22 protein-coding genes and 1 other RNA gene are annotated in these 25,692 nt (G+C 41.7%); 11 read left to right on the top strand and 12 right to left on the bottom strand.

Going from position 1 to position 25,692, the window contains the following annotated elements; translation table 11 throughout:
- Window positions 1–7: 7 nt before the first annotated feature.
- From BN3912_RS07960 to BN3912_RS07950, 3 genes are read right to left on the bottom strand one after another with little or no spacing between them, the layout of a single operon-like run.
- Entirely contained in the window at window positions 8–2,380 is a 2,373-nt protein-coding gene (locus BN3912_RS07960) for an ATP-dependent helicase (protein WP_023983048.1), read from the bottom strand.
- Window positions 2,377–3,117 carry a monofunctional biosynthetic peptidoglycan transglycosylase gene (gene mtgA, locus BN3912_RS07955; RefSeq protein ID WP_004370448.1) on the bottom strand — a complete coding sequence of 247 codons (741 nt, stop codon included), beginning with the start codon at window positions 3,115–3,117 and terminating at the stop codon, window positions 2,377–2,379. Before mtgA ends, BN3912_RS07960 begins: the two co-directional genes overlap by 4 nt.
- A 54-nt stretch (window positions 3,118–3,171) precedes the next feature.
- A complete protein-coding gene (locus BN3912_RS07950; RefSeq protein WP_023983047.1) occupies window positions 3,172–3,861 on the bottom strand; it encodes a YiaD family glycine zipper/OmpA-like lipoprotein in 690 nt (229 codons plus the stop codon).
- Window positions 3,862–3,987: 126 nt separating this feature from the next.
- Between BN3912_RS07950 and proS the strand changes: the two genes are divergently transcribed.
- The 6 genes from proS to BN3912_RS07920 all read left to right on the top strand — a co-directional run bounded on the left by proS (window position 3,988) and on the right by BN3912_RS07920 (window position 11,967).
- On the top strand, window positions 3,988–5,469 hold the full coding sequence (proS, locus tag BN3912_RS07945) for a proline--tRNA ligase (protein WP_023983046.1): 1,482 nt from the start codon (window positions 3,988–3,990) through the stop codon (window positions 5,467–5,469).
- A gap of 13 nt (window positions 5,470–5,482) precedes the next feature.
- Window positions 5,483–7,177: a putative transporter gene (locus BN3912_RS07940; RefSeq protein WP_023983045.1), complete on the top strand. Its 1,695-nt coding sequence runs from the start codon at window positions 5,483–5,485 to the stop codon at window positions 7,175–7,177.
- Between the two features lie 238 nt (window positions 7,178–7,415).
- On the top strand, window positions 7,416–7,733 hold the full coding sequence (gene rplU / locus BN3912_RS07935) for a 50S ribosomal protein L21 (RefSeq protein ID WP_004370443.1): 318 nt from the start codon (window positions 7,416–7,418) through the stop codon (window positions 7,731–7,733).
- A 21-nt stretch (window positions 7,734–7,754) separates the two neighbouring features.
- Complete coding sequence (gene rpmA / locus BN3912_RS07930; RefSeq protein ID WP_004370442.1) at window positions 7,755–8,045, top strand: 50S ribosomal protein L27; 291 nt, start codon at window positions 7,755–7,757, stop codon at window positions 8,043–8,045.
- Window positions 8,046–8,259: 214 nt separating this feature from the next.
- Window positions 8,260–9,552, top strand: coding sequence for a serine--tRNA ligase (serS, locus tag BN3912_RS07925; protein ID WP_023983044.1), 1,293 nt, complete (start codon window positions 8,260–8,262; stop codon window positions 9,550–9,552).
- 51 nt (window positions 9,553–9,603) lie between these two features.
- Entirely contained in the window at window positions 9,604–11,967 is a 2,364-nt protein-coding gene (locus tag BN3912_RS07920) for a bifunctional dihydroorotate dehydrogenase B NAD binding subunit/NADPH-dependent glutamate synthase (protein ID WP_023983043.1), read from the top strand.
- A gap of 61 nt (window positions 11,968–12,028) precedes the next feature.
- Here the strand turns inward: BN3912_RS07920 and BN3912_RS07915 are convergent, their stop codons facing one another.
- The 6 genes from BN3912_RS07915 to BN3912_RS07890 form a co-directional block, all read right to left on the bottom strand.
- The gene (locus BN3912_RS07915) at window positions 12,029–12,298 is read right to left on the bottom strand and encodes a PqqD family protein (RefSeq protein WP_023983042.1); all 270 of its coding nucleotides are present in this window, start codon (window positions 12,296–12,298) and stop codon (window positions 12,029–12,031) included.
- Between the two features lie 14 nt (window positions 12,299–12,312).
- Window positions 12,313–12,813: a S24/S26 family peptidase gene (locus tag BN3912_RS07910; RefSeq protein ID WP_023983041.1), complete on the bottom strand. Its 501-nt coding sequence runs from the start codon at window positions 12,811–12,813 to the stop codon at window positions 12,313–12,315.
- Between the two features lie 16 nt (window positions 12,814–12,829).
- A complete protein-coding gene (locus tag BN3912_RS07905; protein ID WP_023983040.1) occupies window positions 12,830–13,726 on the bottom strand; it encodes a hypothetical protein in 897 nt (298 codons plus the stop codon).
- Window positions 13,727–13,791: 65 nt separating this feature from the next.
- Window positions 13,792–14,268, bottom strand: a complete 477-nt coding sequence (locus BN3912_RS07900; RefSeq protein WP_023983039.1) for a hypothetical protein — start codon at window positions 14,266–14,268, stop codon at window positions 13,792–13,794.
- A gap of 21 nt (window positions 14,269–14,289) precedes the next feature.
- Entirely contained in the window at window positions 14,290–15,150 is an 861-nt protein-coding gene (locus BN3912_RS07895; RefSeq protein WP_064972299.1) for a sigma-70 family RNA polymerase sigma factor, read from the bottom strand.
- 155 nt (window positions 15,151–15,305) lie between these two features.
- Window positions 15,306–16,772, bottom strand: coding sequence for a Do family serine endopeptidase (locus tag BN3912_RS07890; protein ID WP_023983037.1), 1,467 nt, complete (start codon window positions 16,770–16,772; stop codon window positions 15,306–15,308).
- 334 nt (window positions 16,773–17,106) lie between these two features.
- Here BN3912_RS07890 and rnpB point away from each other — a divergent pair.
- The 4 genes from rnpB to BN3912_RS07870 all read left to right on the top strand — a co-directional run bounded on the left by rnpB (window position 17,107) and on the right by BN3912_RS07870 (window position 19,798).
- Window positions 17,107–17,511, top strand: an RNA gene (gene rnpB / locus BN3912_RS07885) — RNase P RNA component class A.
- A gap of 71 nt (window positions 17,512–17,582) precedes the next feature.
- Window positions 17,583–18,908, top strand: a complete 1,326-nt coding sequence (locus tag BN3912_RS07880) for a YihY/virulence factor BrkB family protein (protein ID WP_023983036.1) — start codon at window positions 17,583–17,585, stop codon at window positions 18,906–18,908.
- A 56-nt stretch (window positions 18,909–18,964) separates the two neighbouring features.
- The gene (locus tag BN3912_RS07875; RefSeq protein ID WP_023983035.1) at window positions 18,965–19,369 is read left to right on the top strand and encodes a hypothetical protein; all 405 of its coding nucleotides are present in this window, start codon (window positions 18,965–18,967) and stop codon (window positions 19,367–19,369) included.
- Between the two features lie 21 nt (window positions 19,370–19,390).
- The gene (locus BN3912_RS07870; RefSeq protein WP_004370431.1) at window positions 19,391–19,798 is read left to right on the top strand and encodes a YkvA family protein; all 408 of its coding nucleotides are present in this window, start codon (window positions 19,391–19,393) and stop codon (window positions 19,796–19,798) included.
- A 148-nt stretch (window positions 19,799–19,946) separates the two neighbouring features.
- Here BN3912_RS07870 and mscL read toward each other — a convergent pair whose 3' ends face one another.
- Entirely contained in the window at window positions 19,947–20,330 is a 384-nt protein-coding gene (mscL, locus tag BN3912_RS07865) for a large conductance mechanosensitive channel protein MscL (RefSeq protein ID WP_023983034.1), read from the bottom strand.
- A gap of 207 nt (window positions 20,331–20,537) precedes the next feature.
- On the opposite strand from mscL, the gene gap reads away from it, so the two are divergent.
- A complete protein-coding gene (gap, locus tag BN3912_RS07860; RefSeq protein WP_004370428.1) occupies window positions 20,538–21,569 on the top strand; it encodes a type I glyceraldehyde-3-phosphate dehydrogenase in 1,032 nt (343 codons plus the stop codon).
- A gap of 304 nt (window positions 21,570–21,873) precedes the next feature.
- On the opposite strand, the gene BN3912_RS12320 is transcribed toward gap, so the two are convergent.
- Complete coding sequence (locus BN3912_RS12320) at window positions 21,874–22,050, bottom strand: hypothetical protein (RefSeq protein WP_004370427.1); 177 nt, start codon at window positions 22,048–22,050, stop codon at window positions 21,874–21,876.
- Between the two features lie 12 nt (window positions 22,051–22,062).
- A complete protein-coding gene (locus BN3912_RS07855) occupies window positions 22,063–25,611 on the bottom strand; it encodes a leucine-rich repeat domain-containing protein (protein WP_023983032.1) in 3,549 nt (1,182 codons plus the stop codon).
- Window positions 25,612–25,692: the final 81 nt, after the last annotated feature.

Raw genomic sequence — 25,692 nt, 5'->3', positions numbered from 1 at the left:
CAAACAACTATTTAAGCACCTTATATTTGGCAAATTTAAGAAGCAATTGCTTGGTTCCGACATTCTTAAATTCAACGGTAGCCTTAGTATTCTCGCCAGTTCCTTCAACCTTGATCACAGTGCCAACACCAAATCTTTGATGTTCTATAACATCCCCCTCACTCAACAATACAGAATTTGCAGTAGGCATATCGGATGGATGCCTACCCGTTATCTTCGGTTTTATATCGGCTCTAAACTGACTGGCTACAGGACGATTATTCTGTATATGGTCGTTATATCCATAATTGGCATCACCCCATGAGTGTTTTTCCGTGTACGACCGATTGGCAGGATATTTCTGTTCTCTCCTTTCACTCCATTGGTCACGGCTTCTTGCAAAATAGGATGCTGTCACATCTTCTTCTTCTGTTTCGCTCTCAATCTTTAAATATTTAGCATCTAAATCCCGCAAGAAACGACTCGGGGTATCGAATTCCATCCTCCCAAAACGGTAACGATTTTTGGCATTCGTCAATATACAATGCTTTTTGGCTCGCGTAATGGCAACATACAACAGACGGCGTTCTTCCTCAAGTTCTCGCATGGAATTGCACGAGAGCGGACTGGGAAAAATATTCTCCTCAAGACCTACGACAAATACCGTGGAAAACTCAAGGCCTTTGGCAGCATGAATAGTCATAAGCGAAACCTTACTATCAGAATCATCCTCACTATCTATATCCGTTAACAACGACACCTCTTGTAAAAAATCGGTTAGGTAGACTTCATTTTCCAGCCCTTCCTCCTTCCTTCCTTCCACAAAATCTTGCATTCCTGCAAGGAATTCGTCGAGATTTTCCTGCCGTGAAAGATCATCAGGATCGGTTCCTGAGTATATTTCAGCTGAAATGCCACTTGCTTTAATCATCTCTTTTCCTAACGTGTATGCATCGACTGTGGGCACCCGTTCGACAAATTCCGTAATCAAAGTTTTAAAACCGTGCAGTTTCTGCAACGTAGTATTATTAATATCCAAACCGTATTGCAGCGGATCTAAAATCACATTCCAAAGACTCACGCTATGTTTATTTGCCGTAGAGGTAATCTTCGACATCGTTGTATTGCCGATTCCGCGTGTCGGATAGTTGATAATCCTTTTCAAAGCCTCGCTATCGAATGGATTTACTGCCATACGAAAATATGCAATAATATCCTTGATTTCCTTGCGCTGATAAAAACTTAATCCGCCATAAATGCGATATGGGATGTGTTGCCGGCGCATTTCTTCCTCAAAACTGCGGCTTTGAGAATTGGTACGATATAATATTGCGAAATCATTGTATTCACAATCGTCTTGTCGTTTGATGCGCTTGATATCTTTACAAACGATTATTGCTTCCTCTTTATCCGAATAGGCAGGTTTATAGACTATCTTCTCACCCTCATCATTCCTACTGAAAATTTCCTTTGGTATCTGCCTTTCGTTGTGCTTGATCAAGCTGTTGGCCGCCTGAACGATACGTTGAGTTGAACGATAATTCTGTTCTAATTTAAACAAACGGGCTTCCTTATATATTTGTCGAAATCCCAATATGTTATCGATATTGGCTCCACGAAAACCGTAAATACTTTGTGCATCGTCTCCGACTACACAAATCCGCCGGTGTTCCTTGGTTAATTGCAAGACGACACACTGCTGTGCGTAATTTGTATCTTGATACTCGTCCACGAGTACATACCGAAAACGGTCGGCATATTTTGTTCTAATGTCGTCGTGCTCATTGAACAGTCTATATGTAAGCAATAGCAAATCATCGAAGTCCATAGCGTTAGATTGCTTGCATTGCCGAGCATAAGCAGCATATATGGCACCTACCATCGGTACACGTGCTTCCTGATCGCGGCGGATAGCCTCTTTATCGGAGTTGTACAGTACATCTGTTATCAACCGATTCTTAGCCATACTTATTTTGTTGTGCACACCGGCCGGCTTATACAGTTTATCGTCCAAGCCCATTTCTTTAATAATACTCTTTATTAGGGAACGGGAATCAGCTTCATCATAAATGGTGAAATTAGAATTATAACCAAGTAATTCTGCTTCTACGCGTAAAATGCGCGAAAAAACGGAATGGAAAGTACCTATCTGCAACAGATGTACTGCATCATGCCCTATCAGATTGCCAATTCGGCTCTTCATTTCGTTTGCAGCCTTATTAGTAAATGTCAGTGCCAAAATATTCCAAGGTTTCATTCCACTGTGCAGCAAATAAGCAATCTTATAAGTTAATACCCTCGTTTTACCCGATCCGGCACCGGCAATAACGAGTTGTGGACCATCGGTATATTCCACAGCTTTGCGTTGACTATCGTTCAATTGATCTAATATGCTGTTCATTTTCTTTTACGATGATATATTCCTCCCGAAGTTGTATTAGGGTTAATATCCTCTCCCTCTTTAGGAAAGGTGGGGATAAATCTCATTTCTCTTCCTATCTTTATTTGACGTAAACGTATATAACCGCTTGGAGTTTTACTGCTAAACTTACGCGGATTGGGTAGTGTTGCCGCTATTAGTGCACAATCTGAACGACTGAGACTCTCGGCATCTTTAGCAAAATTATACTTAGCAACGGCATCTACGCCATATATACCGTCGCCCATTTCTATAGAGTTCAGATATACTTCCATGATACGTTGTTTACTCCACATCAGTTCTATGAGCGTAGTAAAGTACACTTCCAATCCTTTTCTGATCCAAGAGCGGCCGGGCCATAGAAATACATTCTTTGCCGTCTGCTGTGAAATGGTGCTTGCACCCAATTTGCGCTTATTTCCAGTCATATTACGCTTGGCAGCTTTCTCTATCGCAGCATAGTCGAAACCATGATGAAGTAAAAAACGCTGATCTTCACTCGCCATTACAGCAACAGGCATATGGGGAGATATGTGGCTCAACGACACCCAATGGTGATGCCACTCCACGCTTCTACCATCAGCAAGTTGCTCAAAAGTACGAATAAACATCAAAGGTGTGAAATATACGGGTACAAATCGATAAACGACTACCGCCAAAACAGTAGTACTAAAGAAAAAAGCCAGTGCCCATCGAAATATCTTTCTTACTAACTGCATATGAATAAAAATGGGCGCATGTATACCATGCGCCCATCGAATGATAGATACGAATTATTTAAGAGTTCCAGCATTTGCAGCATCGACCATTGCTTGAGAAGCATACATATATACTTCTACACGACGATTTAGCTGACGTCCGCTCTTGGTATCATTGCTCGCCACCGGATCAGAACTTCCCTTTCCAACAACATTCTTGAATTGGGATGCACTCACTCCGCAGTTTTCTAAATATGCCACAACGCTCTGTGCACGCTGATTGCTCAAAGGTATGTTGATACCATCGTTACCAGTAGAGTCGGTATGTCCGTAAATGTCAACATAGCAGTCGGCATTCTTTTTTAAAATAGTGGAAAATTTTGCCAACTCATTCTTGGAAGACTGATTCAGTTCCGCCTTATTCGTAGCGAACAAGATACCGCTATCGAAAGTAACCTTTACAGCTTTTAAGCCGTTTGCATCGGTCACCTGTTCTACTTTGGCATTCTTTACTTGTGCAGCGGTCTCGGCTGCAACTTTGTCCATATGCTTTCCAATAATAGCACCTGCACCGGCTCCAACAGCACCACCTATTGCTGCGCCTACAGCTGCACCCTTGCCATGACCGGCTATCGCACCGATGATACCGCCGATAACGGCACCACCTCCTGCCCCCAGAAGAGCACCGGAACCTTGCTTGGTAGCACAGCTATCAAACATCAACACAAAACACATGAAAAGTGTTGTAATCTTCATTTTCTTCATAATCTCTAATCTTTATTGTTTAAATAAACTGCTTGCAAAGGTAATTGTTTTTTCATGATAATGTCATCATTACAACATTTTTTTGTAATTTTGCGGACAAATTTAAAAACGTAAGCATTTATATACATGGCAAAAGAATTAAAAGAATTAACCAAGCGGGCCGACAATTACAGTCAGTGGTACAATGATTTGGTGGTAAAAGCCGATTTGGCAGAGCAATCAGCCGTACGTGGCTGTATGGTTATTAAGCCCTACGGATATGCGATTTGGGAAAAAATGCAACAACAACTGGACAAAATGTTCAAAGAAACGGGTGCACAGAATGCGTATTTTCCACTGCTTATTCCGAAATCGTTCTTGAGCAGAGAGGCTGAACATGTAAAAGGATTTGCCAAAGAATGTGCAGTCGTTACGCATTATAGACTTAAATCGTCGGAAGATGGGCGTTCTGTCGAAGTAGATCCATCGGCACGACTCGATGAAGAGTTGATCATTCGTCCGACTTCTGAAACAATTATATGGAATACTTATAAAAACTGGATACATTCTTGGCGCGATTTGCCGTTGATGTGTAACCAATGGTGCAACGTTATGAGATGGGAAATGCGTACTCGTCCATTTCTCCGTACGTCAGAATTTCTGTGGCAAGAGGGACATACCGCACATGCTACCCGTGAAGAAGCCGAAGAAGAAGCTCAACGAATGCTTCGTGTATATGCGGAATTTGCAGAACAATGGATGGCTGTCCCCGTATTGCAAGGCGTGAAGAGCGAAACGGAACGCTTTGCAGGAGCACTCGATACATATACAATAGAGGCGATGATGCAAGACGGTAAGGCCTTGCAAAGCGGCACCAGCCACTTCTTAGGACAAAATTTTGCTAAGAGTTTCGATGTTACCTATTTAAATAAAGAGAACAAACCGGAATATGTATGGGCTACATCATGGGGAGTTTCAACCCGTTTGATCGGTGCTCTAATTATGACTCACAGCGATGACAATGGTCTTGTACTGCCTCCACGGCTCGCTCCTATTCAGGTGGTAATCATTCCGATCACGAAAGGTATAGAGCAATTACAGGCTATTTCTGCCAAGCTTTCCCCCATTATAGCCTCTCTTCGAGAGCTGGGTATCAATGTTAAATACGACGATACCGATAACAAACGCCCCGGATTTAAGTTCGCAGATTACGAGCTAAAGGGAGTCCCCGTACGTCTTGTAATGGGTGGACGTGATCTTGAAGACAATACGATTGAAGTAATGCGTCGTGATACTTTAGAAAAAGAAACTGTTTCCTTGGATGGTATCGTAGACTATGTAAAACACCTGCTCGACGATATGCAAAAGAATATTTTCGACAAAGCACGTAAATATCGCGATGAAAGGGTTTACGAATGCGATGATTACGATGATTTCAAAGAAAGAATAAAGAATGGAGGCTTCTTCTTGTGCCACTGGGATGGAACGGAAGAGACGGAGGCTAAGATAAAAGAAGATACGCAGGCAACCATTCGCTGCGTGCCTTTTGCCTATGAACAGACCGAAGGCATAGACATGGTTTCGGGTAAACCGTCGAAACACAGAGTTATTATTGCACGCAGCTATTAAACATTTTTGAAATATGAATTGGTTAATAAATCTTTTTACATCGACAGATTCAGTTGCACATATCGCATTGCTGTATGCCGTAGTTATCTCTGTCGGTGTATTATTGGGCAAGATAAAAGTCGGAGGTATCTCGCTAGGAGTCACGTTTGTACTGTTTGCCGGTATTCTTGCAGGGCATATCGGTTTTACCGCACCGACTAATATTCTCACTTTTATACAAGATTTCGGTTTGATTCTTTTTGTTTTCTGCATTGGTCTGCAGGTTGGTCCGGGCTTTTTCGAGAGCTTCCGCAAAGGGGGTATCACGCTGAATTTGCTTTCCACGGTACTGATTATTCTCAATGTCGGAGTAATGTTTGCCTGCTATTTTATCTTTTTCGACACAACAGATGTAAATAATCTCCCGATGATGGTTGGTACGCTTTACGGTGCCGTAACCAATACACCGGGACTCGGTGCTGCCAATGAGGCGTTGACTTCCGTATTTCAGAAAGGCTCCATCCCACAGATCGCCAGCGGATATGCCTGCGCTTATCCTCTCGGAGTTCTGGGTATCATCGGTGCCACAATAGCAATTAGATACATCTGTCACATCAGTCTGGAAAAAGAAGAAGAAGATTTAAATGTGGCTGAAGATGATAATCCGCACGCCAAACCCCACCAAATTCATCTTAAAGTACAGAACTCATTCATTGCCGGACGTACATTGGCGCAGATTTCGGAGTTCCTCAATCGCGACATTGTATGCACCCGTATCCTACACGATGGCAAGGTGACAATCCCCAAGAGAGATACGGTTTTTAATCTTGAAGATGAGGTTCTTATCGTTTGTGCAGAAGCTGATGCTGATGCCATACAAGCATTCATCGGCCCCTTGATAAGCAATTCTTGGGACTATGAAGACAAGACACAGCCGTTAGTATCTAAGCGTATTATTGTTACACGATCGTCTATGAGCGGTAAAGTACTCGGAAAGATGCATTTTTCTAGTGTCTATGGCGTGAATGTAACGAGAATAACCCGTCAGGGTATAGACTTGTTTGCAAGCCGAGACCATCATTTCCACGTCGGCGACCGTCTGATGGTAGTCGGACCGGAAGATAATGTAAATCGTGTTGCCGAACTGATGGGCAATTCTAATAAACATCTTAACACTCCGAATATCGCAACCATTTTCATCGGAATTATTGTAGGTATCATTTTCGGGAGTATTCCTTTGGCTATTCCGGGCATGCCTGTACCGTTGAAACTCGGTATTGCCGGCGGACCTCTGATCATAGCAATCCTCATTGGAAGATACGGTGACAGACTTCGATTGGTTACTTACACTACAACTTCAGCCAATATGATGCTCCGTGAGATAGGACTCGTGCTATTTTTAGCCAGTGTAGGCATAAAAGCTGGTGCCGGCTTCTGGGAGACTGTAGTACAAGGTGACGGACTGAAATATGTATATACCGGTTTTCTCATTACTATAATCCCGATTCTCATCGTAGGAACCATTGCCCGCCTAACGTATAAACTCAATTATTATACCATAATGGGTATGATCGCCGGAACATGTACCGATCCACCGGCATTAGCCTATGCAAGTCAGATATGTTCCAAAGAGGCTCCTGCTGTAGGATATTCTACTGTTTATCCATTGAGTATGTTCCTAAGAATATTTATAGCTCAGCTCATCGTATTATTCTGCTGCCACGCGTAAGAGAAATAGGTCGAATTTGCCATTTAAACAATTCGACCTATTTAATTATTATCTTCTTCTTTAAGAAATGACGCCCCGATTTGTTAATATCTCATAAAATAAATGAAAGGCGCAGAGATAGATACTGCATCTATCAACTTTTCTTATTAATTTTGCATCCGATTTAGTCCGTGGAGGCTTGAATAAGTCTTGATAAATGTCAGGCGCCTTGCGGAAAAACCGTTTTTACGAAAAATAAATGTACGCAATTGTAGAAATTAACGGTCAACAGTTCAAGGTTGAACAAGGTAAAAAGCTCTTTGTTCATCACATCAAAGATGTTGAAACCGGCAAAACTGTTGAGTTCGACAAAGTACTGCTCGTAGACAAAGAAGGAACAGTAACAGTCGGTGCACCGACAGTAGAGGGTGCAAAGGTAGTAGTAGAAGTTGTGAACCCACTTGTAAAAGGTGACAAAGTCATCGTTTTCAAGATGAAGCGCAGAAAAGACTATCGTAAAAAGAATGGTCATCGTGCACAGTTCACCGAAGTAGAAGTTAAACAAGTAATCGCTTAAAGCAAAGGGAGGAATTCAGAAATGGCACATAAAAAAGGTGTAGGTAGTTCCAAGAACGGTCGTGAATCAGCTTCACAAAGATTAGGCGTAAAGATTTGGGGCGGTCAGAAGATTATCGCAGGCAACATTATCGTTCGTCAGCGGGGCACAAAGCACAATCCCGGAGAAAACGTTGCTATCGGCAAAGATGATACATTGTATGCTCTAACAGACGGAATTGTATATTTCCATAAAGGTCGTAGAGACAAGAGTACGGTTTCCGTACTGTCTGAAGAGGCGTATCGTGCTAAAACTCAAAAAGCTGAAGCATAGTATATAAAAAACAATAACTTATTCCAAACAAACAACAGAATGCCAATCTTTCACAAGAAAGATTGGCATTTATGCGTTATAGACATTATGCATATTGCATATAAACAGACAAAATATTTTGCAAAAAGGATTTTGACACGAAATATTACGATTTAATATATTTTTTTTGTATTTTTGCGTTTAAATAATTACAACATATAAAAAGGAATAGTACATGCTCACACTTAAACTTATCAGTGAAGAAACTGAACGGGTGATAAAAGGTTTAGAGAAAAAACATTTTGAAGATGCACGCAAAACAATTGAAAATGTTCTTATCATAGATAGACACCGTCGTGGTGCTCAACAAAAACTTGATAAGAATAAACAACAGGCAAATCTTTTGGCAAAAGATATAGGCATGCTGATGAAGACAGGACGGAAAGAACAGGCTGAAGTGGTAAAGGCTCAAGTTGCAGAATTAAAGACATTTGACAAGAAACTGCAAGAAGAGATGGATAATGCTCAAAAAAAGATGACCGATATTCTGCTAACTATTCCGAATATTCCCAATGATAAAGTTCCTGAGGGTAAAGATGCCAACGATAACGTTGTTGTAAAAGAAGGCGGAGAGAAACCGGTTTTACCGGAAAATGCATTATGTCATTGGGATTTATGTAAAAAATATAATCTTGTGGACTTCGACCTTGGCGTGAAGATTACCGGAGCAGGCTTTCCCATATATATCGGCAAAATGGCACGTCTGCAACGTGCACTCGAAGCCTTTTTTCTTGACGAAGCTCGTAAAAGCGGATATCTCGAAGTGCAGCCTCCTTTCGTAGTAAACGAGGCCAGTGGCTATGGTACCGGTCAGTTGCCTGATAAAGAGGGACAGATGTATCATGCTAATTTAGATAATCTCTATCTGATACCTACAGCAGAGGTTCCTGTAACAAATATTTTCCGTGATACCATTCTTGAGGAAAAAGAACTTCCTATTAAACGTTGTGCCTATTCTGCATGTTTTCGTCGTGAAGCAGGAAGTTATGGCAAAGATGTACGTGGATTGAATCGCCTACATCAATTTGATAAAGTAGAATTGGTGCGTATCGATACCCCTGAACATTCTTACCAATCGTTACAAGAAATGCTTGATCATGTAGAAGGTTTATGCAAAAAATTAGAACTTCCTTACCATATTCTCCTACTATGTGGCGGCGATCAGAGTTTTACCTCTTCCATCTGTTACGACTTCGAGGTGTGGAGCGCAGCACAAAAACGCTGGCTGGAAGTAAGTTCTGTATCGAATTTCGAAAGCTATCAGGCCAATCGTCTGCATTGCCGTTATCGCCGTTTCGATAATAAAAAGATCGAATTATGCCATACATTAAACGGTTCAGCATTGGCCTTGCCACGTATCGTTGCTACAATTCTTGAAAATAACCAAACACCGGAAGGTATCCGTGTCCCCAAAGTACTCATCCCCTATTGTGGTTTCGACTTGATAGATGATAAAAACTTCGGGTAATAGAGGTTTAGGTTAGATACTTACAACTATTCTCCTGATACAAAGACATTTATGAATAAAATCGCACGCAAGGAACAATTCTCTGAAAAAGTATTCCTCTTCGAGATTGAAGCTCCACTGATTGCCAAGAGTCGTAAAGCCGGAAATTTTGTCATCGTAAGAGTCGGTGAGAAAGGTGAACGCATACCTCTCACCATTGCCGATGCCAATATTGAAAAAGGCACAATAACCCTTGTTGTGCAAAAAGTTGGATTATCTTCTATCAAGCTTTGTAATTTAAACAAAGGAGATTACGTTACAGATGTAGTAGGTCCTTTGGGCAATCCAACCCACATCGAGGACTTCGGTACTGTGGTTTGTGCCGGAGGTGGCGTGGGAGTTGCACCTATGTTGCCGATTATCAAAGCGTTGAAAGTTGCTGGTAACAGAGTGCTCTCCGTACTTGCGGGACGTTCAAAAGATTTAATTATCCTCGAAGACGAAGTGCGAAATAATTCTGATGAAACTATCATTATGACCGATGATGGTTCCTATGGAGAGAAAGGCGTCGTAACCATCGGCATAGAAAAACTTATCAATCAAGAACATATTGACAAAGTTTTTGCAATTGGGCCTCCCGTCATGATGAAATTCTGTTGTCTATTGACACAGAAATACAACATTCCTACCGATGTTTCGCTTAACACTATTATGGTAGATGGTACTGGAATGTGTGGAGCTTGTCGTCTGACAATCGGAGGAAAGACGAAATTCGTATGTATCGATGGCCCCGAATTTGATGGTACGCTTGTTGATTGGGACGAGATGTTCAAACGAATGGGTACATTCAAGAAGGTAGAACGAGAAGAGTTAGAACGGTATGAAGAACATCTCAATATCACGAGTAGCATTGCTTCCGGCATAGAGGAATATCAAATCAGCATGGATGAAAAGCCTGTCGATGATACGATAGAGATGCTTACCGATCGAAACTCGCAATGGCGTAAGGACCTGCGCTCTTCCATGAAACCCAAGGAAAGAGTGATAATTAAACGAGTTATCATGCCTGAATTGGAACCTACTTACCGTGCCACGACACGATTGGAAGAAGTAAACAAGGGATTAACCAAGGAGATGGCATTAATGGAAGCCAAACGATGTCTTGATTGCGCCAAGCCGACTTGTGTGGAAGGCTGCCCGGTTAATATTAACATTCCGTCGTTTATCAAGAACATCGAACGTGGACAATTCCTTGCAGCCGCCAAAGTGCTGAAAGATACATCGGCACTGCCCGCTGTTTGTGGACGTGTATGTCCGCAAGAGAAACAATGCGAGAGCAGATGCATTCATCTGAAAATGAACGAGCCGGCTGTTGCCATTGGCTATTTGGAACGCTTTGCCGCCGATTATGAACGAGAGAGTGGTAACATATCATTACCAGAAATCGCTCCTGCGAATGGTATTAAGATTGCAGTTATTGGTTCTGGGCCATCAGGATTGAGCTTTGCTGGTGATATGGCCAAAAGAGGATATGACGTTTATGTATTCGAAGCGTTACACGAAATCGGAGGCGTATTGAAGTATGGTATTCCCGAATTTCGATTGCCTAATCGGATTGTGGATGTCGAGATAGAGAATTTACAGAAGATGGGCGTACATTTCCAGACCGACTGCATCATAGGTAAGACTATTTCCGTAGAAGAACTAAAAGAAAAAGGGTTCAAGGGAGTATTTGTCGGCTCGGGTGCCGGTCTTCCGAACTTCATGGGAATACCGGGAGAAAATAGCATCAACATTCTGTCGAGCAACGAATATCTTACTCGCGTTAATCTAATGGATGCCGCCAATCCTTCCACAGATACCCCCATCAATATCGGCAAGAAAGTTCTCGTAGTAGGCGGTGGAAACACAGCAATGGACTCGTGTCGTACGGCTAAACGTCTCGGTGCCGATGTAACATTGGTGTATCGTCGATCCGAAGTTGAGATGCCAGCACGTATCGAAGAAGTGAAGCACGCTAAGGAGGAAGGTATCAAGTTTCTCACCTTACACAATCCAATAGAATATTTAGCGGATGAAGACGGAGCTGTGAAAGCAGCGGTACTCCAAGAGATGTGTTTAGGTGAACCAGATGCAAGCGGCAGGCGCAGTCCAGAACCCATTTTGGGTTCAACAAAGACTATTGATTTCGATCAAGTGATTGTTGCCGTCGGCGTATCTCCAAATCCACTTGTACCAAAGAGCATAAAAGGACTTGAGCTTGGTAGAAGAAATACGATTGTCGTTAATGAGCAAATGCAATCTTCCATTGAGAATATTTATGCTGGAGGCGACATCGTAAGAGGTGGCGCTACTGTTATCCTTGCCATGGGCGATGGGCGCCGTGCTGCTTTGAACATGCATAACAGTCTAAGCAGTACAACTCATTGTAAATAACAAGAAATGTTTATTTCTCTAAACGTCTAAACGGGAAAGTAACGTCTCTAACAAGATGCGACTATTCAGTTATAATACCAGCAACAGCCCATTGTTGAGAAAGAGTGCGTGCATCATTCAGTGCGGTCTCTTTCTCTACTTCATATTCCTGCATGAGTAGGTTTGCAAGGTCTTCTACCGTAAATTCTTTATCATGAATATTTTTCCAAAGGTAGGCAGAACTTTCATTCATGCTGATAATATTGCTGAAATCTATGTTTTCCTTTCCTTCCGCTACAATAATATGTTCTCCACATACTGTACGAAGATTAAATCCTTTTTTCGTTTTCATCTCTGATATTTACTTTAAATGGGTTTAAATAATTTGAGCCAAATTCTACGATAAGCGGCTAAAAGATAACGACGTATGGGATATAGTCTCATCCAAATTACAGAATATAACTTCCATTTCCTCCCATCCGTGCGGTCTAACCGTATTCGTCCTTTACGATAAAATCCGACAACAGAACCTTTTACATCTACTCTTTTACAATACTCTTCAGACAGATTACCATCGCCCCTTAATACCACATTAATTCCATCGAAAGCAATAATACGATGCAAAACAAAATGTTTTGGAGCAATTTCTGCCAAAACCACATCTCCGATATGAATGTCTTGCGCTTTGGTTATCAATGCTTTATCGCGATTATCTTCTAAAAAAGGCCGCATAGAAAATCCTTTAAGGCGTAACGTAACAGTATGCCCCTCTTTCAAAAACCTCACTATTTCCGGTAGAAACTCTGCATTTGCGAACTGTATTTCCTTTACTCCTAACTCTGTCTGTGGTGATGGATGCTCTTTCATGAAATAAAACTATCGATTATGCTTTTGCTATGGTTTCATGACACAATACAGCCGCATCCTCATTGGGAAGACAATGCAATGTGTAGATATCCGTAGTCTCGATAATCTTTGTGATGGTATCACAAATACGACTGTAAATATCCTTATCCCACATCATCGAAGAGCATGAGGGAAGAATTGATGCAAATGATTCCGTTGGAGATAGCTTATCTATACTGTTTTCCGTAGCCCTGTCTATACGTGTTATAGCTCCAAGGCGAGCCTTCACATTACGATAACAAGGTGTTTTGCCGCTCCATGGACTCCCGTAAATATAAGATATTCCATTTATTATACGAATAATCGGATTATCATCATTCATAAGATCACACCCTTTTATATATCTCAACCACATACTTACTTGCGTACTTTTCCCCGTACCACTCTTCGCAATGAAAGCATACCCATATCCGTTGTTCCTTACAAGCGAAGCATGGATGAGGAGCGTATCATGAAGACTTCCGGCAAATGCGAAAATCAGCATAAGTGCATTATTCAGGCCGAAGCATCTCATATTGTAATTTCCATTGAGCGCACAGACACATTTAGAGAAATTCTTATTTGTCTGCAACAGACAACACCCAACCCCGTCGATGTCTTTTATAATGTATTGGTATCCACCATTATCCAATAAATCCACAATGATATCTCCATTTCCTGTATCAAATGTTCTTATTCTTTCCCGATGTTCTTCGGAAATAACTTTCAAATTATCATCGACAGTCAATTCAAAAAATATCTCTTCCGATTTATTTTCTGTTTTAAATGGTTCGAAAGATGGGAGCAAACGCATATCATTCGGTTGCTGTCCTTTAAAATTAATTCTTATATGATGTTCTGCAACGATAAAGTCGTTTATACTAACATTCTCCATTATCGACGATCGAGATTTAAGAAAGGATTGAAAAATACTTTATAAAAGAGACTTTCACCCTTCCTTTAGTTTTTAAAGGTGGATATTGCTGCCTTTGCCTTTTTCTTCTTTTCTTTCTTTGCTGAAATCTTATTCAATTCGGATGGATCCGGTACAACAGGGGTATATAAAAAATCTGTAGTTGCGATATACTTGATATTATAATTTCTCCCTTTGACATATCTTTTCTTCAACGACACAAATTTCTTTTCTATCACTTTACGAGATGTTGCGAAAAAGGTAACACAAGTAGGCTGAAAAACGCCTTTCGACTCCATATATTGCTTTAACTGATAAGAATAACTATCTCTACCATACAAAAATCCATTTCTGGAAATATAGGCCGAATCCAACAATTGAATGTCAGTAAAATATACTGTAGAATCATTAAACGAAGCAGCAAAACCATATAAATACACCTGCTTATTACGATTTTTTGCCTGAACTGTTGAAGTTATCGCAACCAACGCGAATACTATCAATAATATTTTTTTCAATCTCATACCTTTAAATTACTAATTCAATCATCCTAAAAACGATTTGAGCAAGTTGCTCTTCGTATTATTTCGGAGGCGTCTTATCGCTTTTTCTTTAATTTGTCTTACCCGTTCACGTGTCAAACCGAATTTGTCTCCGATCTCTTCAAGCGTCATATCTTGCTGATTTATGCCAAAGAAAGCTTCTATAATCATACGTTCTCTCTCATTGAGAAGCAAAAGTACTCTTGATATCTCATCACGAAGAGACTCCGATACAAGTCTTTCGTCTGCCGTGGGACTTTCCGTATTAGGCATGATATCCAACAGACTATTGTCCTCCCCTTCCGTAAAAGGTGCGTCTACCGAAATGTGTTTACCGTTGATTTTCATTACATCGATGATCTTTTCTTCAGGAAGATCAATACGATCTGCAATTTCTTCAATGCTCGGGTGACGTTCGTTCTCCTGCTCGAATTTATTGAGGGCTCTATTGATTTTATTCACAGAACCTACTTGGTTTAATGGCAATCTCACAATTCTGCTTTGTTCGGCGATAGCTTGTAAAATACTTTGCCTGATCCACCACACGGCATAAGAGATAAACTTAAACCCTCTTGTCTCATCAAATTTCTCTGCAGCTTTTATCAAACCGACATTTCCTTCATTAATAAGATCAGGTAAACTCAGTCCCTGATTTTGATATTGCTTGGCTACCGAAACCACAAATCTTAGGTTGGCTTTAGTAAGTTTTTCAAGAGCTTTCCTGTCTCCCTTCCTTATCCGTTGTGCCAACTCCACCTCTTCTTCAACAGATATAAGTTCTTCGTGCCCTATCTCTTGTAAATATTTATCGAGCGATGCACTTTCTCGATTGGTAATAGATTTTGTGATTTTCAGTTGTCTCATTAGCCGGTTCTTTTTTAATGCATGCATGCAAATTTAAACGTTTTGAACGGATTGTGCAAATATTTTATCACTTTTCTATTTTAAGAACATCTTAAAAAATTAAGGGAAACACACTTCTCCATGCGTTCCCCTTAACTTTATATTGTAAATAAACTTTACTCTGACAATTTAATTACAACATAATCTCGTTTGCCTGTAGGCCAAATTCCCTTCACAACAAATATGGGATCTTTGCTTGTAGAGGCCTGTTTTACCACCTCCTGCAAATCGCCGATGCTCTTTAAAGGCGCATCGTTTGCAGAAATCATGATAAATCCTTTATTTATTCCGGCATTCTTGATGGCACCTTTGCCTACATTAGTTACTTCCAATCCGTATTTAATATCAAATGCTTCTTTTTGTTTTGCCGTTACAGGGCGGAAACTTGCTCCCAACACATCAAGATCTTCTACTTTCTTTACAACCTTTGTATTGCCCTGAGCATTTTTCAATGTCACCGTTTTGGTTATCTTCTCCTTATTACGTAAATAAGTAATAGTGATCTTATCCCCCGGGCGTTTCTTCGTTATAATTTCTTGCATTTCGGCCATTTTACTTATATTTTTTCCATCAACAGCCACAATAACATCGCCTTTCTTCAATCCGGCAGCTTCTGCTGCACCATCTTCTACAACTTTATTTACATAAATACCATCATTCGTGCCGAGGTCAACCTCCTTGCCATCTTCTTTCTGCGCGTCTATATAGTTGTGTACATCGCCTCCCTCGATACCGAGAAGTGCACGCTGCACAGTTCCGTATTGCTTAAGATCGGCAACTACTTTATTCATAATAGATGTCGGGATAGCGAAACCATACCCCGAATAAGAGCCGGTTTGCGAATATAGCATGGCATTAATACCCACGAGTTCGCCTTGAACATTGACAAGAGCACCGCCTGAGTTGCCGGCATTAATGGCCGCATCGGTCTGTATGAACGATTCGATATCGTTCGCATAGAGCGAACGCGCCTTGGCACTGATAATACCTGCGGTAACCGTTGAATTCAGATTGAACGGATTGCCCACTGCGATTACCCACTCGCCCACTTTCAACTTATCAGAATCGCCGATAGGCAACGTCGGCAGCCCTTTTGCATCGACCTTTATCAACGCAAGATCGGTTGTTTTATCTGTGCCGATAATACGTGCAGAAAACTCACGGTTGTCGTTCAATGTAACTGTAAGCTCATCGGCTCCCTCCACAACGTGGTTATTGGTTACGATATAGCCGTCTGGCGAAATAATTACACCCGATCCGGTAGCTTCGCGTTTAGGAGTCTTGTACTGTCTCTTTTGCGATTCTCCTTGTCTGGGATTACCGAAAAAGCCGAATGGATCGGAGAAGAAATCACTGAAAGGATCACTTCTTTGCACATCTACAGTCTGCACCTTAGAGTTCTGCACATATTTAATATGTACAACAGCGGGCAGAGACTTCTCCGCAGCATAGGTGAGGTCGACCGGCTGACCGGCTGCTGCAACCGGTGCATCTGCAGCGTTTACTTTGATGAAAGCACCTGTTGAGAATGCTATCGCCACCACACACAGCGACGGAAGCAAAAATTTAGAAAACTTTTTCATGTCTTTATTCTTTATATGTTTCTATTCTTATTTTATATAATTTGAAGCAACGATTTTGATAGACCGTTTGAAATACGTTTGCAAATATAGACGCAAAAAGTGACAAACTGTCAAATTGTCGCTGTCCTTTATTCCAATTTAACAATTCGTTTTAACACATTAACGGCTGTTAAGCGGAATTTATTCGAATTTTACATTCATTTAATATGATACAAAGTTGTACATCTATCACGCTTAAACCATACATATAGCGCCGATAAACAATCTCTCAATTCTGAAATAAAGCTGCATTTGCTTTGCATTTTTCATAAATAAACGTATCTTTGCAAACGAAACAGTGTTCCGGCTCTGCCGCTGGTTCCGATGGAACGAGAGGAAAGTCCGGGCAGCAAAGGGCGCTCCACTTCCGAAAATAGAAGCTATTGGCAACAATAGGTGTAGACAGAAGAAAATAACCGCCAAGGCTATATTAACGACATTTTGTCGCTATGCGGCTTGGGTAAGGGTGAGAAGGCGGTGTAAGAGACCACCGGACGACGGGTGATCGCCGTGCCGTGTCTGCTGGAGGCTGCAAGTTCATGTAAACCGTCGTTTGAGAATAGCCCGTTCGAACACAAGTACGACGGAGGGTAGAATGCTTCAACTGTAGGGCGACTTACAGGGTAGATAAATGGCAGGCTCTTTCTTTATAGCAATATGAGGAAAGATACAGAACCCGGCTTATAGGAGCGCTGTTTCTTTTCTTGAAATATCTACGCAGTTTCTGCAGTCTATATGGCAAAAATATGTTTCATTATAAAAATCTGTGCAATGCCCGGAAAACTTCGACATTTTATAGACTTTCTTACAATAGACATCTGGAAGGCTTCGCCCGAAAATCTATCTCCCTTTCGTAGACTGCTGTATTCTGTCATAAAGAGGCTATATCTAACAATTCAATTTTTTACGACCAAGCGCACTGTGGATATGGCTTCGGCACTCACTTATAGCACCCTACTTGCTATTGTACCGATATGTGCCGTTGTTTTTGCCATCGCACGGGGGTTCGGCTTTTCCTCTCATATCGAAGTGTGGTTTAGAGATGCGCTCAGTAGCCAACCTCAAGCAGCCGAAGCTATTATCGGTTTTGTAAACTCGTATCTTGTTCACGCTAAGAGCGGAGTTATACTCGGAATTGGCTTGATATTCATGCTTTGGACTGTTTTAATGCTTATACGTAACATAGAGCAGACTTTTAACGATATTTGGCAGGTGAAAAAGAAGCGGAGCATCATGCGCACGATTACAGATTATCTTGCTATGTTGTTCTTGATACCCGTATTTATCGTTCTTACTTCGGGCATATCTTTGTTCATGGCAATGGTTGCTGTAAAAACAGACTCCATACTTCTCGTCGGTCCCGTGGTGCGCTTCGGGATCAATATCATGCCTTACCTGCTGACAGTGTGTGTGTTTACTTCGCTTTATTTATTCATGCCGAATACTCATGTAAAGCTGAAGTACGTAATTATTCCCGGAATTATCTCAGGCGTAGCAATGCAGCTGGTACAGTATGTTTACATCCATTCTCAGATATTTCTATCGAGCTACAACGCCATATACGGTTCGTTTGCAGCATTACCGCTTTTTATGTTATGGGTACAGATATCATGGTCTATCTGTCTGTTCGGCGCGGAAATGAGCTATGCAAGCCAAAATCTTGAAGAATTTTCATTTCTTGCAAAGACCAGCGATATCAGTCATCGTTATAAAATGCTGTTGAGTGCGTTGCTGCTTAGTCGTATTTGCAAGCGTTTCAAAGAAGGGAAACACCCTTACACAGCAGTAGAATTGAAACTCGAAACGGGTATTCCCACTCATATTATCCACGATCTTCTCTATACATTGTCTGAAGTAAATTTAGTAGTAGCCAATTCCGGACTTGATAGCAGCAATGATACCGTATATCAGCCGGCTGAAGCATTGGTCAATATTACAGTGGGCAGCATGATCGACCGATTGGAGTCGAAAGGTGTATGGAACCTTCGAATGGAATTACATAATAAGTTCGAGAACGAGACAACTTGGCAAAAAGTATTGAACATCCGTAAGAATTACCTTGCATCTATGCGCAATATCGCTATCGTAGATTTATAACAATAATTTTGCCGATATTACGTTATTCTATCAAACGGTTTTAATAAATAGTTGACATGAGCGAGATATTGAATGATTATCAACACTTGGTAGAAAACACAATCAAACAACATCAGGACAATGCCGATTTCCCCGCAATGGAACGATACCACATTACGCAGACTATGCTGAAAGACTATCTCTTCGACAAGCAGGCCATACTCGACTCGGCAGGCAGCTCAAGAACACAATATACCATAGCCGGCATACTTATTGTGTTACCGGTTCTTGTCATGTCCGTATTTTCCGAAAAGCAACTTCCTTGGGGCGAATGGTCTGTTATCATTGCGGTACTAATAGGTCTGCTGCTATTTGCAGTTTATAAAGTATTGTTGAAGTTTTTTATCAAATACAAATTGAAGAAACTACATAATGACAACGTAGAAGCCTATATCGAAGCCATACTGAATTATCGCCGATAACCACAAAAGCTATTATAAAATATGAACTTACCTGATTTTATGCAATATAAAGACAGGTTCTCGCAAACGGGATTTGTCGAAAAGATTTCAAGGATTGCCAAAAGAGCCGGTGTAAAACTGGTTTATGCCGCGCTTATACTTTATTATATATTAGAAAGCGACAAGATATCCATGAAAGATAAAGCAATAATCATAGGAGCTTTGGGATATCTGATCAGCCCTTTGGATATTGTACCCGACGCTATACCTATAGCAGGCTTAGGAGATGATCTCACTGTACTCATATTCGTACTGCACAAAGTGTGGAATGAAGTTTCCGAAGAAGTAAAAGATAAAGCTAAAAACAAACTTAAAACTTGGTTCGATGAAGACGAAGTCGGACGGGCCGACGATATTTTTACAGAAAACACGGAAGATACACCTGTATGATATCATCGAAAGTTATATCAAAAAAATCCTAACTGCCATTCATATTCCGACAATTAGGATTTTCCACATTTTGTATTTTTATCGTATATCAAATTTCCTGACACCTAAATCATAGTAATAAATAACCGTAGCTATCCACAACATTCGATTATTTATTCTTCAACAAATCTCTGATTTCGGCAAGCAATTTTTCCTCGTTACTTGGTTCCGGTGCCGAAGCCGGCTCTTCCTCTTTCTTCTTCGACAGCGAACTGATACCTTTAATAAACAAGAATATAGAGAAAGCTACGATGATAAAATCGAGAATATTCTGGAGGAAATTTCCGTAAGTAATCTTAGCCTCTCCAATGGTTATGGCAAGCGATGTAAAGTCTATTCCACCGACGATTGTACCAATTAAAGGCATCAATACATCATCGACAAGCGACGATACGATTTTTCCAAAAGCACCACCGATGATTACACCTACAGCCATATCAATCACATTGCCACGCATGGCAAACGCCTTAAACTCACTTAAAAACTTATTCATAAAAGAAATATTTTATATTATTTAAACTGAAATACTGTGCAAATATAGAAAAAAAATCGTAACTTTGCGCACGATAGAAAAGAAATGTGCCGTACATACCCCATATTTTCAACATTCGATTTATTGGAAAGACTTTCGGCTAATGCGGCAGTAAAAATATTTAATAGGTATAACATATTTTTAACCCTTTAATAAAGTAAAAGTAAAATGATTAAAATTGGTATTAACGGTTTCGGTCGTATCGGTCGTTTCGTTTTCCGTTCAACGCTTGAAGAAGCAAACAAGAACGATGTTGTTGTTGTAGGTATCAATGACCTTCTGCCTGTAGATTACATGGCTTACATGCTGAAATATGATACAATGCACGGACAGTTCAACGGAACTATCGAAGCTGATGTTGAAAAGAATGAGCTGATCGTTAACGGCAACCATATTCGTGTTACTGCAGAGAAAGATGCTGCAGATTTGAAGTGGAACGAGATCGGAGCTGAATATGTTGTAGAATCGACCGGTTTCTATCTCACGATGGATCGCGCAGAAAAGCACATCCAAGCTGGTGCTAAGTACGTTGTTCTTTCTGCTCCTTCTAAAAAAGGCGATGATGGTCGTCAGGCTGATATGTTCGTTTGCGGTGTAAATACAGATAAATATGCAGGCCAGCAAATCGTCTCCAACGCTTCTTGTACAACAAACTGCTTGGCTCCTATCGCCAAGGTGCTGAACGATAACTTCGGTATCGAGACTGGTTTAATGACAACCGTTCACTCTACAACTGCTACCCAGCGTACTGTTGACGGCCCTTCATTAAAAGATTGGCGCGGTGGTCGTGCAGCTTCCGGTAACATCATTCCGTCTTCTACCGGTGCTGCTAAGGCTGTAGGTAAGGTTATTCCCGAACTGAACGGTAAGCTCACAGGTATTTCCATGCGCGTTCCGACTTTGGATGTTTCTGTTGTCGATTTAACTGTAAACCTTAAGAAAGGCGCTTCTAAGGAAGATATCTGCAACGCAATGAAGAAAGCTTCTGAGAACGAGTTGAAAGGAATTCTCGGATACACAGAAGACAAAGTTGTTTCTTCCGACTTCCTTGGCTGTCCGTTAACTTCTATCTTCGATGCAGATGCAGGTGTTTATCTGACAGACAAGTTCGTCAAGGTTGTTTCTTGGTACGATAATGAGATCGGTTACTCTCACAAAGTTGTCGATTTGATCAAAATCATGAAGAAGCATAACGGCTAATCCCATTTAGTCATTCGATACTATATAAGCCGCTTAGCCCAATGCTAAGCGGCTTTTTTAATACTGAAGTTCTAAGAATAGTTATCATGGTGAGAATTATTCCGAAGAGGTAACAAGAAATCTTTTTCCGTATGTGTTATCCTCTAATTCAAGAAACAGCGATACCTTTTTTCTATTGCAGCCAGATTGGGTATCTACTATGCAGAAAGTTTCGATATAAAATAAAAAAGTGGAACCTATAGATCACCTACCAGTTCCACACGTATTTATAATAGAGAGTTATAAAAGAAATCAAATTCTATCTTCATAAAAGTAACTGTTCCTCGTTATCAGTATCTTCTTCTTCCCACTCTTCGTCAAGGAAGTCCGGATCGCCAGAGGGTTTAGCAGGACCTACCCCCGGACTGGCGGGGATCATCAGTTCATCCACATCCAAGGTAACTTTAACGGCCTTGGGCTTTACATATACATTCTTTTTCATTGTTTAAAATATTTACTTAATTACAATTTTCTTTCCTTGATGTATGTAGATACCTGCCTGTTGGGGCTTACCCACGAAACGCTGTCCGTTCAGGTTATAGTAGGCATCATCGCTGTTAACAGCCGTGCCGTCGGCCGAAATGCTCTCAATTCCCGTCGTCGTGGGATCTTTGAAGTCGAATATCACTTTGGCACCGCCCTGCAACTCTTTAATCTTCATGTATGCTCCGTGCACAGGGAAACTTGCGATGGGTGTATCAACCTTACGGAAGAGTCCATCGCGCATCACATATACGGGACTCGTAGACGATGCCTCCACACGGGCGTCGGTTACGGTGATACCCGTCATAACATTATCGGTTATGTTATAGGTGCGATCGTCTTCTTCGCCGATAGTGTAGTAGAAATCTGCATCGGTCTTCTCACGGTCGAGCACTTTCAGTAGTACGCCCGTGGCAGCGGGTATATAAGCATACGAAGCGTTGCCTCCGTGTTCGTCGATACTCGTCATGCGCACATGATAGGTACTCGTGCCATAGTCGCCCGGCCCCTGAATGAGCTGCGAACCCGCCACGAAAGCGGCAATCTTCGTATTGCCCTTGGCAGCCAAATAGTCGGCAAAGTCGGTATCGAACTCGCGTGCAAAGGAGGCGTACTTGGTGGCAATCTGGAAGTCAGCGGCGCCGTCGCCCTTTATTTTGTAGTCGAGGGCATCGGTATAGGCGGGCCATGCCGTCTTATAAGCCGCCAGCTTCGACTTCTTGACGTATATCTTCTGTGTGCAGGCGCCCGTGCCCGCAGTGCCCTTGAAGAACTCGCTGAACTGCGCACCCAAACCGAAATAGTTACGCGACAGCTGTGTGGCGGGAGCGTTACCCGTGAACACTACTTGGCTGATAGTGGTGCTTACAGGGCTGATGGTATTCGTGGCGGCATTACGCTGTGTTTTGGTAACGAATGCCATAGCACCGATATAGTCTATATCGGCCTTTACCACAACCTCTTTCATATTGCTGTTGGCGTTCTCGAAAGCGTAGTCGCCTATCAGGCCCACCTTGTAGGTTGTGGCAGCTGCAGCGCCCGTTTCTCTATAACTAATTTGTTTGGGCACGATGAACGTCTTTACATTGGCTGTAGTAGAAAGCAGGTCGGCTGTGTTGGCTGAGGTCGGTATGTATTCGTCTGTTGCGTCGGTGGTTGTCGTGCCTTCCGCTTTGACGGTGAAAGATGGCTTCAGGTTGAATTTGCTCCAGAAGGCATCTGCCTTATAGGCATCGAACAGGTTCTTGCGTACGTACACCGTTACGTGATCGGTGGCCTTGTCGGAAGCCACAGTACCGTCGTCGAAAGCCATGGTGTTAGTACCTTGGTCTATCTTGGTGCTCGGTATAACTTGGTCGCACAGCAGCGTAAGTGTTTTCAGACTGCGGCATAGGCCGAAGGCGCGCTGACCGATGGTGTTCACCTTTGCCGGTATTACAAGGTTAGTGAAGTTGGTACCGCTCTCGTAGAAAGCGTAGTCGCCTATCTTGGTGATGGACGGCGGCAGAAGCGTGAAGTCTGTACGTGCTTTGCCCGGCGGGAAGAGGATAAGCTTCGATTTATCCTTGCTCAACAATATGCCCTGCACACTGGAGTAGACCGTGTTATTGGCATCTACCTCTATATCGGCCAGTTTAGAGTCGAACTTGAAAGCCTGCGGATCGATATTGGTACAGCCGGCCGGCACCGTTACCTTTTCAAGTACATTACAATTCTTGAAAGCTTCTTTGGCAATAGATTTTACGCCGGCAGGTATCTTGATGCTCTTAATGCCACTGTTGGCAAATGCTCCTTCGCCAAAGGCGATAATTGTACTGTTGTCGGCGAAAGTAACCGTCTCCATCGCAGGCGTGTTGCCGAAGGCGTTGGTACCGATAGAAGTTACCGAGGCAGGAAAATGAAAAGCCTTGAGTTTTGTTTTATCGGCAAAGGCATTTACTCCTATATTTTTTAATTTACAGCTACCTAAAAAGTTGAAGTTGGTCAAGTTGTCACTACTTGAAAAAGCGTTTGCCGCTATCGTTTCCAATTGTGAGCCATCAGGAACATTGATGGTCTCTAATGCTAAACATTTTGAAAAACTATTACCCAAAGTAGCCAAGGATTTCGGCAAAGTAACCACAGTGAGCTTTGGATTTTCATAAAACGCAAGATAACCGAAAACCTTAACCTGTGATTCTTCTTCAAAAGTTACAGAGGTCAAATTGGGCATAAGTCGGAACGCATACTGTTCCAAGTTCACGACAGATGAAGGAATGGTTACAGAAGATATATTAAGAGAGCGATAGAAAGCTGCGTAACCGATGGTCGTAACCGTATTAGGAATAGCATAGTTTCCTTCTCTACCAAGCGGATAAGCAATCAGTATCTTTTTATCTTTGTCAAACAACACGCCATTATCATCTGTAGAATAATTGGGATTACCCGCCTCAACAATATATTTAGACATTTTCGGGCAAGTTTGAAATGCCCCAGTAGAAATTGACGTTAACGAGGATGGAATTGTTATGGTCTGCAAAAGCGAACATGAAAACACAGCGCACGCATCTACAGTCTGAACATTATTAAAATTTATAGAAGTCAAATAGGAATTATTATAGAATACATATTTTGCAACCGTAGTGACATTATCTGGTATCGTAAAATGTGTATCTTGTTTACCCGGCGGATACAGAAGTACCTGTGCTTTCTCTTTATCATAAATAACCCCATCTATACTACAGAAAGCACTGTTGTCTGTATCTACATCAAACTCTTCCAGAGTGAAAGTAGAATATGAAAACTGAGGCCACGTGCCAAAAGATAAATCGGTCGTTGCCGCAGGGATATTTAGCTTCTTTATATTCAGATAAGAGGGTATCGCATCAGGATAAACCTTAACACAATTCGGATTGATGGAATAAATATAGGTAGTGGAAGACAAGTCATATTTATTAGGAATTGCTATCAAAGCCTTATGCCCTGTTGTGTACAAGACTCCATTGTCCGAAATGAAACTGGTGTTTCCGGCTGCAACTCGTATCTCTTTTAACTGACTTATCAAAGTGTTCCAGAACATGCTTTTCGTTCCCTTGACCGCGGTCACAGAAGCCGGCAAAGTGAGTGAAGTAATACCGGAACCTGCGAAAGCTCTCGAATCAATCGTTGTTATGGTATTGGGCAATGTCACTCCCGTCACAGTCGACGACCATTCATAATTATCTGAATCGTGCCCTCCTCCAATCTGCGTTACCTTGAAGTGGGTGTCGATGCCGTCGAACACCGTTGCGGGGATAGTTACCGTACCCGATACACCTTTTACATTATATACGGCCAGCTTTGGACTGGCCGTGCTGGCATCGATTACGCGATAGGTAATGTGGTCTTTAACGAAGTATTCGCCTACAACATAGGCCTTGGCTCCGATATTTGTTAAAAGTAAAACAAAGAGCAGCATTATAACTCTGCATGGGTGCATGGAATGCAATGCCGCATTCTCAGAGCGGGCATGATGCCCTGCACAAGTAAAAAAATTCATCATAATTGTATTCGTTAATTATAATCTGTTTGTATAAAGAAAAACCTTTCGCCGTACACATTTGTACGGCGAGTAGGTTTGATA

The organism is Prevotella phocaeensis (assembly GCF_900065875.1).
GTDB lineage: Bacteria > Bacteroidota > Bacteroidia > Bacteroidales > Bacteroidaceae > Prevotella > Prevotella phocaeensis.
This window is presented reverse-complemented; position numbering and strand designations above follow the sequence as displayed.